Source organism: Pseudarthrobacter woesei (genome assembly GCF_055412745.1).
Genome location: NZ_JBVAYU010000005.1, coordinates 256,689 through 272,307, shown reverse-complemented (window position 1 = coordinate 272,307; position 15,619 = coordinate 256,689). Strand labels below are relative to the sequence as shown.

Below are 15,619 nucleotides of genomic sequence, written 5' to 3'. Positions count from 1 at the left end.
TTTGAAACCAGCTGTAAAAACCAGACCACACCACGGGGTGGCGGATCCGGTCAATTCAACCAATTCAATACAATAAATTGGTATCAACAAACTTGGCACACTATTGAGTTCTCAAACAACAGACACATTCGAATACTTGTCGAACCAATTCATGTTCAATGAATTCTTTTGTTTCGCTTTTCTTCGCTGCGATGTTTACAGCTTATTTCATTCATTTCCACTTTGCAAATCCGGGATATTCTCTCGAAATTCACTTTGCGGAACGAATCCTCCCAGCAAACATGAAGCAATTTTTCATATCCACGCCAGGCGGAGGAAGAATTGCTTCTCTATTTAGTGGGGGTTGGCCGCCACTCATCGGTGGCGACTCAGAAGACATTACACGCTCCTCCCCGGCCGTGCAAATCGGCTTGGAAGGGCGTGCAGACGACGTTTTGGGGCGGCGGACTGACGCTCGTTAGGACGCAGCGACTTCCACGGTCGCCAGGTTCTTCTTGCCGCGGCGCAGCAGCAGGTACCGGCCGTGCAGCAGCTGGCCCGTCCCAATGACGGCCTCGGGATCCGCGACCTTGGTGTTGTTCACGTAGGCTCCGCCTTCTCCAACCGTGCGCCGGGCCGCGGATTTGCTCTCCGAGAGTCCCGAGGCGACCAGCAGGTCGATGATTCCCAGTGCCCCGCTGTCGACGGTGACGGACGGCAGTTCGGAGGTGGCTGCCTTCAGCGTGGCCTCGTCCAGGACCGTGAGGTCACCATTGCCGAACAGGGCAGCAGAGGCGGCGATGACCTTTTCGGTGGCGTCCACGCCGTGGACCAGCGAGGTCACTTCGTAGGCGAGCTTCCGCTGGCCTTCGCGGGCGAACGGCCGCTCGGCAACGGAAACTTCTAGGGCCTCGATCTCGGCCCGGCCCAGGAAGGTGAAGACCTTGAGGCGTGCCGCAACATCACTGTCCGCCGTGTTAAGCCAGAACTGGTAGAAGGCATACGGGCTGCACATCTCCGGATCCAGCCAGATGGCGTTGCCCTCGCTTTTGCCGAACTTGGTGCCGTCGGAGTTGGTGATGAGCGGCGTCCCCAGAGCGTGGACGTGCCTGCCCTCGACCTTGCGGATGAGATCGGTGCCGCTTGTGAGGTTTCCCCACTGGTCCGAGCCGCCGGTCTGCAGCACACAGCCGTAGTCGCGGAAGAGCTGGAGGTAGTCCATCCCCTGCAGGATCTGGTAGCTGAACTCCGTGTAGCTGATCCCCTCATCGGAATTGAGGCGGTTGGCAACAATATCCTTTTTGATCATGGTGCCCACGCGGAAGTGCTTGCCGATCCCCCGCAGGAAATCGATGGCGCTCAGCGGCGCGGTCCAGTCCAGGTTGTTCACCATGCGGGCGGCGTTGTCCCCTTCGAAGCTGAGGAAGCGCTGGACCTGTGCCTGCAGCTTGCCGACCCATTCCGCGACCGTCTCGGGGGTGTTCAGCACGCGCTCGGCGGTCTGCCGGGGGTCTCCGATCAGACCGGTGGATCCGCCGACCAGGCCGAGGGGCTTGTGGCCGGCCAGTTGGATCCGGCGCATCAGGAGCAGCTGGACCAGGTTGCCCAGGTGGAGGCTCGGCGCCGTCGGATCGAAGCCGCAGTAGTAGGTAGCGGGATCACCGGCGAGCAGCTTCTCCAGCTCCGCCTCATCCGTGGAGACGTGGACAAGGCCCCGCCATTTCAGCTCCTGCCAGACATTGGCGAAGCTCGGGTCATTCTGCTGGGAACGGAGATCATTTAGCTGGGACACGGAATCTAAGTTAGCAGGATCGGGACGCCGGCCGCCGATCGGCGCACCACCGGTGACCGTCACCGCCGTCACCGCCGTCGGCTGCCGGCGCCGCCGTACCGGCCGCCGTCGCCAGCTATTCTTCGATGCCGGCCGGTACGGCGGCAGCGGCGATGAGTCGCAGCCGCTGGGTGGGCCGGGTCATGGCGACATACAGGTCGCCGACGCGGCCGTGCTCGTGGTTCAGCATCGCCGACGGCTCCAGCACCACAACGCCGTCGAACTCCAGCCCCTTGGCCTCGCGCGGGCTGATCACCACGATGTCCTGGACATAGCTGCCGGCGTCCGTGCCGACGCGGCGCCCGTAGACGGCGCGCAGCGCGGCGGTCGCCTCGGGGAGGAGATCGCCGTCGGCAATCACCGCCAGCAGGCCGCCCTCAAGGGCAGCCAGCTCCTGCGGCAGGACCTCGACGAGCTTGCTGACGATCCGGCCAGGCTCGACGCGGTCGATGATCGGTGACCAACGGCCCTCACGGACCGCCTTGGGTGCCGAGACAACCAGCCCGGCCGCCGTGGCCATCCGTGCGGCTGCTTCGGCAATTTGCGACGGCGTGCGGTAGTTGACGGTGAGTTCCTCGAGCTGCCAGCGGTCCCCGAACATCGGGGCCAGTGCGCTCTGCCAGGAATTGGCTCCGGCGACGGAGCTCGTCTGGGCGATGTCGCCCACGATCGTGAAGGACTTCAGCGGGCAGCGGCGGACCAGGAGACGCCATTGCATCGGCGAGAGTTCCTGCGCCTCGTCCACCACGATGTGCCCGAAAGCCCAGGAACGGTCGGTCGTGGCACGCTCAGCGGCGGTCAGCCGGGTTTCGCGTTCCTGGTTCTGATCCACCAGTTCCTCGGCGGAGATGAGGACATCCACCCCGGCGGTTTCCATGTTGACGAGGGTCTGCTTGGCATTGGCGATGTCGCGGGCGCGGTCGTTCTCCTGCTGCGCCAGTCCCCTGCCGGCGGCGGCATCGAGCTCGCCCAGCAACTCGGCGGCCTCATCCAGCAGCGGCACGTCAGCCTCGGTCCACGGTGCATCGGCGGGCCGGAGCAACAGTGCGCGCTCGGCCGGGCTCAGCATCGGTGTGCAGGCTTCGAGGATGGCCGGCTTGCTGAGCAGCTCCCCCACAAGTTTTTCCGGAGTCATAGGCATCCAGCAAAGGTTCAGCGCAATGCGGACGTCCCGGGCGGAGCGGACGTCCTCGGCCAGGTAGGAGCGGTCGGCGTTGTTGCCGATACTGCCGGCTTCCACCAGATCCGTCATCTGTTCGGTCAGTTCACGCAGCAGGATCCGGACGAACGAGACCCGGGCCTCGTTGTGCGGCTTGTTGGTGGCACGGGCCCTTTCGCGCGCCCGGCGGACCTGCCGGGGCGTCAGGACGAGCTTGCGCCCGTCGACGTCGAGGGTCCTGTTTTCGGCGGGGATCCGCTGGCGGTTGGCCACGGCGTTGGCCACGACGTTGGCCATGTCCAGCCGGCCTTTGATGGCGGCGACGGCGGATTCCGGCTCGGCGACGGCCTTGATTCCCGGCATCAGGCGTCCCACGCTGGCCATCACGACGCCGGTCTCGCCGAGCGAGGGCAGCACACGTTCGATGTACTTCATAAAGGACGACGACGGGCCCACGAGCAGCACGCCGGCGGTCTTGAGCCGGTCCCGGTGGGTGTAGAGCAGGTAGGCGGCGCGGTGCAGGGCGACGGCGGTCTTGCCGGTGCCCGGCCCGCCCTGGACCACGAGGGCGCCGGAGATGGAGGAGCGGATGATCCGGTCCTGCTCGGACTGGATGGTCCCGACGATGTCGGACATCCGGCCGGTCCGTTTGGAGTTCAGGGCTGCCAGCAGGGCGCCTTCGCCCTGAAGGGAATCGTCGTCGGCGAGCATGTCGGCGTCGAGCACGTCGTCCTCGATCGCCTTGACCTCGCGGCCCTGCAGGATCAGGTGGCGCCGGCGCCGCACGCCCTGCCGGTCGAACGCCGTGGCCTGATAGAAGTGGCCGGCCTCGGGGGCGCGCCAGTCCAGCATGAGCCGCTGGAGGTCGTCCGTGGTCAGGCCGATGCGGCCGATGTACTGGGCTTCCCCGGAGTCAAGGTCGAGCCGGCCGAATACCAGGCGGTCGTCGACGGCGTCGAGCTGGGCGAGGCGGTCCTCGTACATTGCCGCAAACGCGTCCCGTTCCGAGACGTTTTGCATGGTGCCCACCGCGCCGGCGCGGCGCACCTGGGCCAGCTGGGCGCGCTTTTCTGCCCGCAATTCATCCAGCCGGTCATAAAGTCCGGCCACATAGTCGCGTTCATGGGCCAAATCAGCGTCGTGCATCGAACGTTCCCCTATCGAAAAAGACAGACCCACCATTCTACAACCATTTCGCCAACCGCGTCGGAATCATGTCAGGGCCTCGTTTTTTTCGGGCCTTCTACCGATGCATCCGACGGTGTCCGACGGCGTCCAGCCGCGCGTTGGGCTAGACGCGCAGCAGCGACTCGATCCGGTACCCGTCAAGGGCGGCGCGGCCCTGGAGCCCCTCGAGTTCCATCACCACGCCCACGCCGGCCACTTCGACGCCGCAGCGTTTGAACAGCCGGGCGGCCGCGCCGAGCGTGCCGCCTGTGGCGAGGACGTCGTCGAGGATGAGGACGCGGCTTCCCGGCGCGAGGTCGGTGGTGTGCAGTTCAAGAGTGGCAGTGCCGTACTCAAGGGCGTAGTCCTCGGCGACCACTTCACGGGGCAGCTTGCCGGCCTTGCGGACGGTGATGACGCCGGTGCCCGTGGCGTACGCGGCGGCCGCGGCCAGCAGGAAGCCGCGGGCCTCCACCCCGGCGACGGCGTCGAACTGGCCGTTGAACGGCTCGACAAGGGCGTTGACAACAGCCTTGAACGCGGCCCCGTCAGCGAAGACGGGGGTCAGATCCCTGAAGACGATTCCGGGCTTGGGGTAGTCGGGGATGACAGCGCACAGGCTGCCGATCAGCCCGTCCACCGTGGCAAGGGTCTGGTGCTCGGTCAACCTGGTCTGGTGGCTCTCGCTGTGATTCACCCATCAACCCTACTTGCTGGCACCAAGAGGCCCGCGCTGCGCTTCTTCGCCGCCTTGTAGCGGGAGACCGTCGGGTCGCCGCTGAGCCAGAAGCGCCAGGGGTAGTCGTGGGTGCCGCCGGCGCCGGACACCCCGACGCGCGGCCCGGAGCTGATGCCGGGAGCCTGGACGGGCGGCAACTCCAGCCGGAACGGTGCGCCGAGCGCGTCCCGGCCGCTGTCCGCCGTGGTCAGTCCGAGCGCCGTGGCGAGACGGGCGGGGCCGCTCGCCAGGTCTTTCGGGGCTTTCGACGTCGGACGCCGGGCATGTGCCAGCTCCTCCCCCGCGACGATCTCGCCGGCCCGCAGGAGCAGGGCCGATGCTGTGCCCGCCGGTCCGCACACGATGTTGGCGCAGTGGTGCATGCCGTAGGTGAAGTAGACGTACAGGTGGCCGGCCGGGCCGAACATGGGAGCGTTGCGTGCCGTGGCTCCGCGGAAGGTGTGCGAACCGGGATCGGGGTGCAGCGAATCATGCGGGCCCAGATAGGCCTCCACCTCGGTGATCCGCACCGACACCGGGCCGTCCCTGCCCTCATGCGTCAGCACCGCGCCCAGCAGCCGCGGCGCCACCTGCCGGGCATCGGAGGACAACAGCTCCCGCACGGCCTCGGGTGTCAGTCCGGAATCCATGCTTCAACGTTAACTCTCCCGGCCGGGCCCGCCACGGCCGTGTCCGATTTCCGCTAGCAGCAGTACCGGGAAGCTGGCAGGATGAACAGATGGACTTCCTGCAGCGCTACCGGGCAATCGATGCCCGGGACACCCGTTTCGACGGGCAGTTTTACACCGCTGTCCGCACCACGGGCATCTATTGCCGGCCGTCGTGCCCGGCCCGGACCCCCAAAGCGGCCAATGTCACCTTCTACGAAACGTCTGCCGCCGCGCACGACGCCGGCTACCGGGCCTGCAAACGCTGCCTGCCCGAGGCCGTCCCCGGCACACCCGCGTGGAACCTCCGCTCCGACATCGCCGGCCGTGCCATGCGGCTCATCAATGACGGAGTTATCAACCGCGACGGCGTCGAAGGGCTCGCCGCCAGGCTGGGCTACTCCTCCCGGCAGCTCAACCGGATCCTGAGCCATGAACTCGGCGCCGGCCCGCTCTCGCTGGCCCGGGCCAGCCGCGCCCAGACCGCCCGCACGCTGCTCGTCTCAACCCCGATGAAGGTGGCCGACATCGCATTCGCCGCCGGCTTCAGCAGCGTGCGCCAGTTCAATGAGACCATCGGCGAGGTCTTCGCGATGACCCCCTCGGCGCTCCGGGCCACCGCCCGGCACAACCAGGCGCCAGGCCCGGCAGCAGTGTCGTCGACCGCACTCACGCTGAACCTGCCGTACCGGGAACCGTTTGATCCCGGCGTCTTCGACTTCCTCGCCGTCCGCGCCGTCCCGGGCATCGAGGAAGGGACGTCAAACTCGTACGCCCGGACCCTGCGGCTTGCCCACGGCGATGCCCGCTTCCGGGTGGACTACGACGCCGGTGCAACGGGCCGTCCGCTGGTGCTGACTATCGGCGCCGTCGACCTGCGGGATCTGGCCTCGCTGCTCAGCCGGGTCCGCCGCCTGCTGGATCTCGACGCCGATCCGGTCGCCATCGACGGCGCGCTGGAGGCCGATCCGCGGCTCGCGGAGAGCGTGGCGCGCATTCCGGGCATGCGGATGCCCGGCGCCGTCGACCCGCAGGAGCTCCTGGTCCGTGCCATGATCGGGCAGCAGATCACGGTGGCGGCGGCCCGCACCGCGCTCATCCAGCTGTCCGCGGCAGGGAGCGAGTGCCTGGTTTCCGCCGACGGCCTGCACCGGCTGTTCCCCACGGCAGCGCAGATCGCGGAGACCGGCTTCGAACTTCTCCGTGGCCCGCAGCGCCGCATCGACTCCGTCCGCGGGGCTGCCGCGGCGATGGCCTCCGGGGAGCTCGATTTCGGCTACGGCGATGATCTGCCCGGGCTGGCGGCCAAGCTCCTGCCGCTGCCCGGCGTCGGGCCGTGGACCGTGGGGTATGTCGGGATGCGGGTGATCGGTGCGCCCGATGTTTTCCTGGCCAATGACGCCGCTGTGCGGAACGGGATCCGCTCGCTCGCCGGATCTTCCGACGGCGCGGCCCGGTCCCCTGGATTCCGGCCGAGCCCGGACTTCCGTGAACTCAGCCCGTGGCGCTCCTACGCAACCATGCACCTCTGGCGGGCAGCCGCCGCACGCACCGCTGTACGGGCCGCGACCCGCACCCAGACACCCACTCCGACTCCGACTCCGAAGAAAGCGATGCCATGAAAGCCCAGCTGTTGACCATGTCCACCCCGGACGGCCCGTTCACCATCATGGCCCGGGACGGGGCCGTGCTGGCCTCCGGCTGGACGGCCGTCCCAGGTGAGCTGACCGGGCAGATCCACGCGGACCTGCTGCCTGTGGAGTTCGAGCCCGTCACGGAGCTGGGCTCCATCTCGGCCGCCGTCGAGGATTTCTACGCGGGCAATCCGGGTGCGGCCATGGCGGTACCCGTGCTGCAGAAGTCCGGACCGTTCCGGGGACATGCCTGGGACGTGCTGCGGACCGTGGAGCCCGGGCATCCGGTGACCTACACCGAGTACGCGGAGCTGTCCGGCAATGTAAAGGCCGTCCGGGCCGCGGCCAGCGCCTGCGCCTTCAATGCGGCGGCGCTGTTCGTACCCTGCCACCGGGTGATCCGCACCGACGGCAGCCTGGGCGGCTTCCGCTGGGGACTGGTCATCAAGGAAAGCCTGCTGGACCGGGAACGCGAGCTGGCCCGCACCTCAAAGTGAGGGGCCCTACTTCGTCACGGGCACCCCGGCGGGCCACGGCAGCAGCGCGGGGAGTTCGACGCCGTCGGCCGCGGCTGTGGCGCGCAGGCTGCCCAGCGTCGGAGTGCGTCCCGCAAGCCACGCCGCAATATCCGTCAGCATTCCGTTGATAACGGTGGACTTGCCCCCGGCCGCTCCGATGGCTTTCGCCGGCAGACCGAGCGGCTGGAGGACGAACCGCTCCCCCTCGGGGACGCGTACCGCGAGGAAGTCGAAGAGGTGCTCACAGAACGGCCGACTCCAGCTTTCCGGGCCCCGGCCCGTCCCGAGGTCGCCGGCGTGGATAGTCAGTTCGCGCCAGAGCGCCAGGCCGCCGTCGAACACGACGCCGCCACGGTAGCTGATCGGCGCCTGCCAGCCTGCCGGCTCGAGGGACCCGAAGGCGCGCAGGGCCCGTTCCAGAGCTGCGTCCACGTCGGCCCCGTGGTCCTCGAGGCTGTGCCCGGCGGCCATGTCAATGGCCCGGTTACGGCCTTCGAAGCCGCCGTCGTAAAGCTCGACGCTCTCGCCCCGGGCGGCATATTCCAGCTGGCGGGCCATCGCGTTGGCGATACCGCAGAGATGGGCCAGCACATGGCCGCGGGTCCAGCCCGGCAGTTCCGAGGGCGCGCTGACGTCCGGCTCCGTCAGGTTGGCGGTGATTCCGGCCACGGCATCGGCGGCGCGGTGAAGATCTTCCAGAAGCTTTCCAGGGGTGATAGCGGTCATGGCGAACATCCTAGCCGGAGCTCCCGCATTAGCGCGGACTAACCCAGCTCGGCCGGTCCGTAGCGGTGGCGGATGTGCCGGCGGTCGTGCCGGGCCTGCCAGAACTCGATCTCGCGGGGCCGGACGGCGTAGAGCTGCCAGCCCGGGTTCTCGGTGCCGTCGGCGCCGGGCCGGGCGTGCCAGTCGGAGACGGACGCCTCCGCGGACAGCTCAACGACGCCGCCTGCGACGCGGACCTGCCGGCCCTGCTGCTGCCAGTAGAAGTTCAGGGCAGCCTGCGGATTCCCCGCGAGTTCCCGGCCCTTCCGCGAGGCGCGGGACGTGGCGAAGTGCCAGCCGTCGTCGTCGATGTCCTTCAGGATCAGCATCCGGCAGGAGGGGCGTCCATCGGCATCGGCCGTGGCCAGGCTGCACGCGTTGGGCTGCGGCACACCGGCTACCAGCGCTTCGGCGAGCCAGAGGCGGAACAGCTCCGCCGGGTCCGCGGGCGCCGCGGCGGGATCAAAATCCGGGAGGCGCTCGGGGGAATCGGGCAGGGCACGCAGAAGTTGGCGGAAGGATTCGCTCATGCACCCATCTTAAGCGCCGCGAGTTGGCATTTCACGGCAGTGTTTTCGAAAAACATTGCCGCGAAATGCCAACTCGGGGGTGGGGCCCGGGACCAGCCGGAGCTAGCCCGCGTATCCGCGGACGCCGGCAAGCTCGCCTTCGAGAGCCAGCAGCTGGCGCTCGACGGCGGCCGGTGCGGTGCCGCCCTGGGAGTTCCGGCTGTTGAGCGAGCCCTCGGTGGACAGGACCGTGCGGACCTCCGGCGTCAGGTGCTCGGAAATGGCGGCATATTCCCCGTCCGTCAGGTCCCAGAGTTCGACGCCGCGGCTTTCGGCCTGCTTGACGGCGGCACCGGAGAGTTCATGCGCCTCGCGGAACGGAATACCCTGGCGGACCAGCCATTCGGCGATGTCCGTGGCCAGCGCGAAGCCCTGCGGGGCCAGGGACTCCATCCGCCCGGTGTTGAACGTCAGCGTCGCGATCATGCCGGAGACCGCCGGGAGCAGGACTTCCAGTGTGTCGGCGGCGTCGAAGACCGGTTCCTTGTCCTCCTGCAGGTCGCGGTTGTACGCGAGCGGCAGGCCTTTCAGGGTGGCCAGCAGCCCGGTCAGGTTGCCGATCAGCCGGCCGGCCTTGCCGCGTGCCAGTTCGGCCACGTCCGGGTTCTTCTTCTGCGGCATGATCGAGGATCCGGTGGAATAGGAATCGTGCAGGGTCACGAAGGAGAACTCCTTGGTGGCCCAGAGGATGACTTCCTCCGACACCCGGGAAAGGTCCACCCCGATCATGGCCGTGATCCACGCGAACTCGGCAAAGACATCGCGGGAGGCGGTGCCATCGATCGAGTTGTGCGTGGCGGAGAAGAAGCCCAGTTCCGCGGCCACGGCCTCCGGATCCAGGCCCAGCGAGGATCCCGCCAGGGCACCCGAACCATAGGGCGAAACCCCGGCGCGCTTGTCCCAGTCCTGGAACCGCTGCACATCGCGCAGCAGCGGCCAGGCGTGGGCCAGCAGGTGGTGGCTGAGCAGCACCGGCTGGGCGTGCTGGAGGTGGGTGCGGCCGGGCATCGCCACGCCCTGGTGCGCCTTGGCCTGGCCTACCAGCGCGTCGATCGTGGCCAGCACACCGCGGGCGATGATCCGGGCGTGGTCACGCAGGAACATCCGGCCCAGCGTGGCCACCTGGTCGTTGCGGGACCGGCCGGCGCGGAGCTTGCCGCCGAGCTGGGTGCCGGCCCGCTCGATGAGTCCGCGCTCCAACGAACCGTGGACGTCCTCGTCGGACTCCGCCGGGAGGTAGGCGCCGGAGGCCACATCCTCGTCGAGCCGGTTCAGGGCGTCGAGCATGCCCTCCAGTTCGGCGTCATCCAGGAGCCCGGCCTGGTGCAGCACGCGGGCGTGCGCCTTGGATCCGGCGATGTCGTAGCGGGCCAGCCGCCAGTCAAAGTGCGTGGACTTACTCAGGGCCGCGAGGGCATCCGCGGGGCCGCCGGCAAAGCGGCCGCCCCACAGCGCACCCGTATTCGTCCCCGAGCGCACCCCGGACTTGGTGGTTTCCGACTCAGCCACGGGGCTACTGACCCGCGACGCGGATGTCGCGGCCGGAGGCAACCTTGGCGGACATGCCCCACAGCTCGATGAAGCCGCGCGCCATCGACTGGTCGAAGGTGTCGCCGGTGTCGTAGGTGGCGAGGTCGAAGTCGTAGAGCGAGGTCCCGGAGCGGCGTCCGTTGACGATCGCCTGGCCGCCGTGCAGCACCATGCGGATGTCGCCGGTGACGTAGCGCTGGGTGTCCTCGATGAAGGCATCGAGGGAGCGCTTGAGCGGCGAGAACCACTGGCCGTCGTAGACCAGCTCGGACCAGCGCTGGCCGACGGTCGCCTTGAAGCGGGCCTGCTCGCGTTCGATCGTGATGTCCTCGAGGTGCTTGTGCGCGGTGATCAGCGCCATGGCACCTGGTGCCTCGTAGATTTCGCGGGACTTGATGCCGACGAGGCGGTCCTCGACGACGTCGATCCGGCCGACACCCTGGGCGCCGGCGCGGCGGTTCAGTTCCTTGATGGCCTGCAGCGGGGTGACCCTGACGCCGTCGATCGCCACCGGGACGCCGGCTTCGAAGGAGATAGTGACCTCATCCGGCGCCGGCGGAAATTCCGGTGCGGCGGTGTAGTCGTAGATGTCCTTGGTGGGGGCGTTCCAGATGTCCTCGAGGTAGCCGGTTTCGACGGCCCGGCCCCAGACGTTCTGGTCGATCGAGTACGGGTTCTTTTTGGTGGTCTCGATCGGCAGTCCCTTTTCCTCGGCGAAGGCGATGGCCTTGTCGCGGGTCAGGGCGAGGTCGCGGACCGGGGCGATGCACTTCAGGTCCGGGCCGAGCGTCTGGATGCCGACTTCGAAGCGGACCTGGTCGTTGCCCTTGCCGGTGCAGCCGTGGGCCACCGTGGTGGCGCCGAATTCGCGGGCGGCCTTGACCAGGTGCTTGACGATCACCGGGCGGGAGATCGCGGAGACCAGCGGGTAGTGGCCCTGGTAGAGGGCGTTGGCCTTCAGGGTGGGCATGCAGTACTCGTTGGCGAACTCGTCGCTCGCGTCGGCCACATAGGCCTCGACGGCGCCGCAGCCCAGGGCGCGCTGGCGGATGGTCTCCAGCGACTCGCCGCCCTGTCCGACGTCGACGGCTACGGCGATAACCTCGGCGCCGGTGGCTTCACCGATCCAGCCGATTGCTACGGAAGTATCCAGGCCACCGGAGTAGGCCAGAACAATACGCTCAGTCACGTCAAATGCTCCTTAGTTGTTGGGTGATGCTTTTGTCTGTGAATCTGTGGGTGGATCTGTGTGGGTGGATCGGTCTACGGAAAGCCTGTCACAGGACAGCGGCGGCCCCAATCCCGGGAACGCCGGCCGGCTACTGGCCGCCGGCTTCCTCGGCCAGCTGCAGGAAACGCGCGGCCGTGGCCGCACCGCCAAACGGATCGCGGGTGACCAGCAACACCGTGTCGTCCCCTGCGATGGTGCCCAGGATGGACGGCATCACCGAGTGGTCGATCGCGAGGGCCAGGAAGTTGGCGGCCCCGGGCGGCGTCCGAAGCACCACGAGGTTCCCGGACGCTTCGGCCGTGACCAGCAGTTCCCCGCACAGCCGGGCCAGGCGGGCATCGAGGATTTCCTGGGTGACGCCGCTCTTGGCCGCGCGCTCACCGCCCTCCCCGGGCACCGCGTACACGAGCACGCCTTCCTTGCCGCGTACCCGGACTGCGCCCAGCTCCACAAGGTCCCGGGACAGCGTGGCCTGGGTGACCTGGACGCCGGCATCCGCCAGCAGGGCCGCCAGTTCCGCCTGCGAGCGGACGGACTCGCCGGTCAGGATCGCGGTGATCCGCGCCTGCCGGGCCGTCTTGGTGGCCGGGCTGGCCCCCGGAGTGGCCGGCTGGACGGACACTATCCGAGTCCTTCAACCACGGCGAGGCCGGAGCGGTGCATGAGCCAGGCCATCAGCGCCTTCTGCGCATGGAGCCGGTTTTCGGCCTCGTCCCAGACGACCGACTGCGGGCCGTCGATGACGCCGGCGGCGATCTCATAGCCGCGGTAGGCCGGCAGGCAATGGAGCACGACGGCGTCCGGTGCCGCGAGCTTCATCGCCGCCTCGTCCACGGCGTAGTCGCGGAACAGCCTGAGCCGGGCTTCCTTTTCGTCCTCCTGGCCCATCGACACCCAGGTGTCCGTGGCGACCACATCGGCACCCAGCAGGGCCTCGGCGGCGTCGATCGTGACCAGTACGGAGCCGCCGGTTTCCGCGGCACGGTCCTCGGCTGCGGCGATGATCTCCGGGGACGGCAGGTAGCCGTCGGGGCCGGCGACGCGTACGTGCATGCCCGCCGTGACGCCCGCCAGCAGGTACGAGTTGGCCATGTTGTTGGCCGAGTCGCCGAGGTAGCTCATGGTGAGGCCCGTGAGTGGTCCCTTGTGTTCCTTGACGGTGAGCAGGTCGGCGAGCAGCTGGCAGGGGTGGTAGTCATCGCACAGGGCGTTGATCACCGGGACGCGGGAGTTCGCGGCCATCGCGACGAGGCCGGAGTGCGCGCCGGTGCGCCAGACGATGGTGGACACCATGCGTTCGAGCACCTTAGCGGTGTCCTCGACCGATTCCTTGTGCCCGATCTGTGCCTCGCCCGGGTTGATGATGAGGGCGTTGCCGCCCATATCCGCCACGCCGGCGGCAAAGGAGACGCGGGTCCGGGTGGAGGTCTTGTCGAAGATGACGGCCACGGTCTTGCGGCCGCTCCCCTCCGCGGCGAAGGGCTGCACGCTGTAGGGCGCCGCCTTCATCCGCACGGCGAGCTCGAGGACTTCGGCCTGTTCGGCCGGGGTGAGGTCGGTGTCCTTGAGGAAGTGGCGGGTCTGGACTGGGCTCTGGGAAGAGATGCTCGGTGCGTTCACTGGGCGTCCTTTGCGGTCTGGAGGAGGGCGGGCAGCGCGGCCAGGAAGCGGTCGGCCTGGTCCGTGGTGAGGATCAGCGGCGGCGCGAGCCGGATGGTGTGCGGGGTGGGGCTGTTGACGATGAAGCCCGCCTCGAGCCCGGCGGTCACGACGGCGGGGCCGACGTCGGCGTCGAGGTCGAAGCCGATCAGCAGCCCTTCGCCGCGGACCCCCGTCACGCCGTCGACCGCGGCGAGGCCGGAGCGCAGGTGCTCCCCCACGTCCCGGACGTGGTCCAGGAGCTGCTGGTTTTCCAGCACGTGCAGGGTGGCCAATGCCGCGGCGGCGGCCACCGGGTTGCCGCCGAAGGTGGTCCCGTGCTGGCCGGCGGTCAGCAGCGAGGACGTCTCCGGGCCGAAGGTGATGAGCGCGCCGATCGGGAAGCCACCGCCCAGGCCCTTGGCGAGGGTCACGGCGTCGGGCACGATCCCGGCGTCCTCGCTCGCGAGCCATTTGCCGGTACGGCCGATCCCGGTCTGCACCTCGTCCAGGATCAGCAGGGCGCCGGCGGCACTGGTCGCCTCGCGGGCGGCCGTGAGGTAGCCGGCGGGCAGCGGCCGGACGCCCGCCTCGCCCTGGATCGGTTCGAGGAAGACGGCAGCCGTAGTGTCATCCACCGCGTCCCGGAGGGCCCCGATGTCACCGAAGGGGATGTGCACGACGCCGGCGGGCAGCGGAGCGAAGGGCGCCCGGTAGGCTTCCTTCGCCGTGAGGGCGAGGGCGCCCATGGTGCGGCCGTGGAAGGCGCCTTCAAGGGCAATGATCTTGGTCCGCGGTTTCCGGGCGGGCCCGGTATTCCGCCGGGCCAGCTTGAACGCGGCCTCGACGGCTTCGGTCCCGGAGTTGGCGAAGAACACCTTGGACCCGGCCGGGGCCTTGGTGAGTTCCAGCAGTTTCTCGGCCAGCGCGATCTGGCTGGGGCTCGTGAAGAAGTTGGAGACGTGGCCCAGGGTAGCGAGCTGGCTGGAGATCACCGAGGTGACAAACGGGTGCGCGTGACCCAGGGCGTTGACGGCGATCCCGCCGAGCAGGTCCAGGTATTCCTTGCCGTCGGCGTCCCAGACGAGGCAGCCGGCGCCGCGGACCAGGACGCGCTGCGGGGTGCCGAAGACTCCCAGCAGCGAGGAGGAGTAGCGGGACAGCCACTGCGCACCGGTTGCGTGGCCCCGGGTTTCGATAATCTCGGCAAGCTCCGGTGATTTTTCGATCCGGTTCATTTGTTTTCCTCGTCCGGGACGACCTGCGTGCCGATGCCCGCGGTTGTGAAGGTTTCCAGCAGCATCGAGTGCGGCAGCCGGCCGTCCACAATGTGGGCACGCTCCACGCCGCCCTCGACGGCCTTGAGGCAGGCTTCCATTTTCGGGATCATGCCGGACTCCAGGCGCGGCAGCAGCTCGCGCAGTTCCGAGGCCGTCAGCGAGGAAATCAGCGAGGAGCGGTCCGGCCAGTCGCCGAAGAGTCCCTCGACGTCGGTGAGGATCACCAGCTTGGAGGCGCCGAGCGCCTCGGCGAGGGCCGCGGCGGCGGTATCGGCATTGACGTTCAGGACCTGGCCCGTCGTCTGCGCTTGTTTTGCTCCCCTGTCGCCTGTTCCGTCATCAAAGATCTCCGGGGCGACGGTCGAGATCACCGGGATCCGGCCGGCCGCGACGATGTCCAGGATGCCCTCGGGATTCACCCCGATGACTTCGCCGACGAGGCCCAGGTCCACCTCTTCACCGTCCACGACGGTGCCGGTGCGGACGGCCCGGAGCAGTCCGCCGTCCTCTCCGGACATGCCGACGGCGTAGGGGCCGTGGGAGTTGATCAGGCCCACGAGCTCACGGCCGACCTGGCCGGTGAGGACCATCCGTACCACGTCCATCGCCTCGGGGGTGGTGACGCGCAGCCCGCCCTTGAACTCGGATTCGATGCCGAGCCGGTTGAGCATGGCGTTGATCTGCGGGCCTCCGCCGTGCACCACCACCGGGTGGATCCCAACGTGGTGCAGGAAGACGACGTCTTCGGCGAAGGCGCGCCGAAGCTCGTCGTTGACCATGGCGTTGCCGCCGTATTTGATCACCATGGTGGTGCCGGCGAAGCGCTGGATCCAGGGCAGTGCCTCGATCAGGGTGCCCGCCTTGCTCTGGGCATCGCGCATGGAGGTGGTTTCGCGTGTCTGGGTGTTCATGCTGTTCGTCCCTCCGGGAAC

The 15,619-nt window shown here is 68.2% G+C and carries 15 protein-coding genes; 3 read left to right on the top strand and 12 right to left on the bottom strand.

The genetic code is table 11. The annotated features are described in order from the left end of the window. The first annotated feature begins 158 nt into the window (after window positions 1–158). The gene (locus tag ACZYZE_RS10110; protein ID WP_463907511.1) at window positions 159–461 is read left to right on the top strand and encodes a hypothetical protein; all 303 of its coding nucleotides are present in this window, start codon (window positions 159–161) and stop codon (window positions 459–461) included. Here the strand turns inward: ACZYZE_RS10110 and tyrS are convergent. The 4 genes from tyrS to ACZYZE_RS10090 form a co-directional block, all read right to left on the bottom strand. After that, window positions 458–1,771 carry a tyrosine--tRNA ligase gene (gene tyrS / locus ACZYZE_RS10105; RefSeq protein WP_459320093.1) on the bottom strand — a complete coding sequence of 438 codons (1,314 nt, stop codon included), beginning with the start codon at window positions 1,769–1,771 and terminating at the stop codon, window positions 458–460. The two genes, ACZYZE_RS10110 and tyrS, sit on opposite strands and share 4 nt — an antisense overlap. A 115-nt stretch (window positions 1,772–1,886) precedes the next feature. Then, window positions 1,887–4,115, bottom strand: coding sequence for a HelD family protein (locus tag ACZYZE_RS10100; RefSeq protein WP_459320092.1), 2,229 nt, complete (start codon window positions 4,113–4,115; stop codon window positions 1,887–1,889). Window positions 4,116–4,260: 145 nt separating this feature from the next. Further along, a complete protein-coding gene (locus tag ACZYZE_RS10095) occupies window positions 4,261–4,803 on the bottom strand; it encodes an adenine phosphoribosyltransferase (RefSeq protein ID WP_463907518.1) in 543 nt (180 codons plus the stop codon). A 26-nt stretch (window positions 4,804–4,829) separates the two neighbouring features. After that, window positions 4,830–5,504 (bottom strand): DNA-3-methyladenine glycosylase, encoded by a 675-nt coding sequence (locus ACZYZE_RS10090; protein WP_459320091.1) that lies wholly within the window; start codon window positions 5,502–5,504, stop codon window positions 4,830–4,832. Window positions 5,505–5,593: 89 nt separating this feature from the next. Here ACZYZE_RS10090 and ACZYZE_RS10085 point away from each other — a divergent pair, with 89 nt between their 5' ends. Together ACZYZE_RS10085 and ACZYZE_RS10080 are read left to right on the top strand one after the other, a co-directional pair. Continuing rightward, window positions 5,594–7,144 (top strand): DNA-3-methyladenine glycosylase 2 family protein, encoded by a 1,551-nt coding sequence (locus ACZYZE_RS10085; protein WP_459320090.1) that lies wholly within the window; start codon window positions 5,594–5,596, stop codon window positions 7,142–7,144. Continuing rightward, a complete protein-coding gene (locus ACZYZE_RS10080) occupies window positions 7,141–7,653 on the top strand; it encodes a methylated-DNA--[protein]-cysteine S-methyltransferase (protein ID WP_459320089.1) in 513 nt (170 codons plus the stop codon). Before ACZYZE_RS10085 ends, ACZYZE_RS10080 begins: the two co-directional genes overlap by 4 nt. Before the next feature lie 6 nt (window positions 7,654–7,659). Here ACZYZE_RS10080 and ACZYZE_RS10075 read toward each other — a convergent pair whose 3' ends face one another. From ACZYZE_RS10075 to argB, 8 genes are all read right to left on the bottom strand, one after another. Beyond that, entirely contained in the window at window positions 7,660–8,400 is a 741-nt protein-coding gene (locus tag ACZYZE_RS10075; protein WP_463907510.1) for a maleylpyruvate isomerase family mycothiol-dependent enzyme, read from the bottom strand. 38 nt (window positions 8,401–8,438) lie between these two features. Then, on the bottom strand, window positions 8,439–8,969 hold the full coding sequence (locus ACZYZE_RS10070; RefSeq protein WP_463907509.1) for a pyridoxine/pyridoxamine 5'-phosphate oxidase: 531 nt from the start codon (window positions 8,967–8,969) through the stop codon (window positions 8,439–8,441). Window positions 8,970–9,071: 102 nt separating this feature from the next. Next, window positions 9,072–10,517, bottom strand: coding sequence for an argininosuccinate lyase (gene argH, locus ACZYZE_RS10065; RefSeq protein ID WP_459320086.1), 1,446 nt, complete (start codon window positions 10,515–10,517; stop codon window positions 9,072–9,074). Between the two features lie 4 nt (window positions 10,518–10,521). Then, window positions 10,522–11,727: an argininosuccinate synthase gene (locus ACZYZE_RS10060; protein WP_459320085.1), complete on the bottom strand. Its 1,206-nt coding sequence runs from the start codon at window positions 11,725–11,727 to the stop codon at window positions 10,522–10,524. A 130-nt stretch (window positions 11,728–11,857) separates the two neighbouring features. Continuing rightward, window positions 11,858–12,391: an arginine repressor gene (locus ACZYZE_RS10055; RefSeq protein ID WP_459320084.1), complete on the bottom strand. Its 534-nt coding sequence runs from the start codon at window positions 12,389–12,391 to the stop codon at window positions 11,858–11,860. Next, a complete protein-coding gene (argF, locus tag ACZYZE_RS10050) occupies window positions 12,391–13,389 on the bottom strand; it encodes an ornithine carbamoyltransferase (protein WP_463907508.1) in 999 nt (332 codons plus the stop codon). The genes ACZYZE_RS10055 and argF overlap by 1 nt, the downstream gene beginning before the upstream one ends. After that, window positions 13,386–14,645, bottom strand: coding sequence for an acetylornithine transaminase (locus tag ACZYZE_RS10045; protein WP_463907507.1), 1,260 nt, complete (start codon window positions 14,643–14,645; stop codon window positions 13,386–13,388). The genes argF and ACZYZE_RS10045 overlap by 4 nt, the downstream gene beginning before the upstream one ends. Next, window positions 14,642–15,598 (bottom strand): acetylglutamate kinase, encoded by a 957-nt coding sequence (gene argB / locus ACZYZE_RS10040; RefSeq protein ID WP_459320081.1) that lies wholly within the window; start codon window positions 15,596–15,598, stop codon window positions 14,642–14,644. Before argB ends, ACZYZE_RS10045 begins: the two co-directional genes overlap by 4 nt. Window positions 15,599–15,619: the final 21 nt, after the last annotated feature.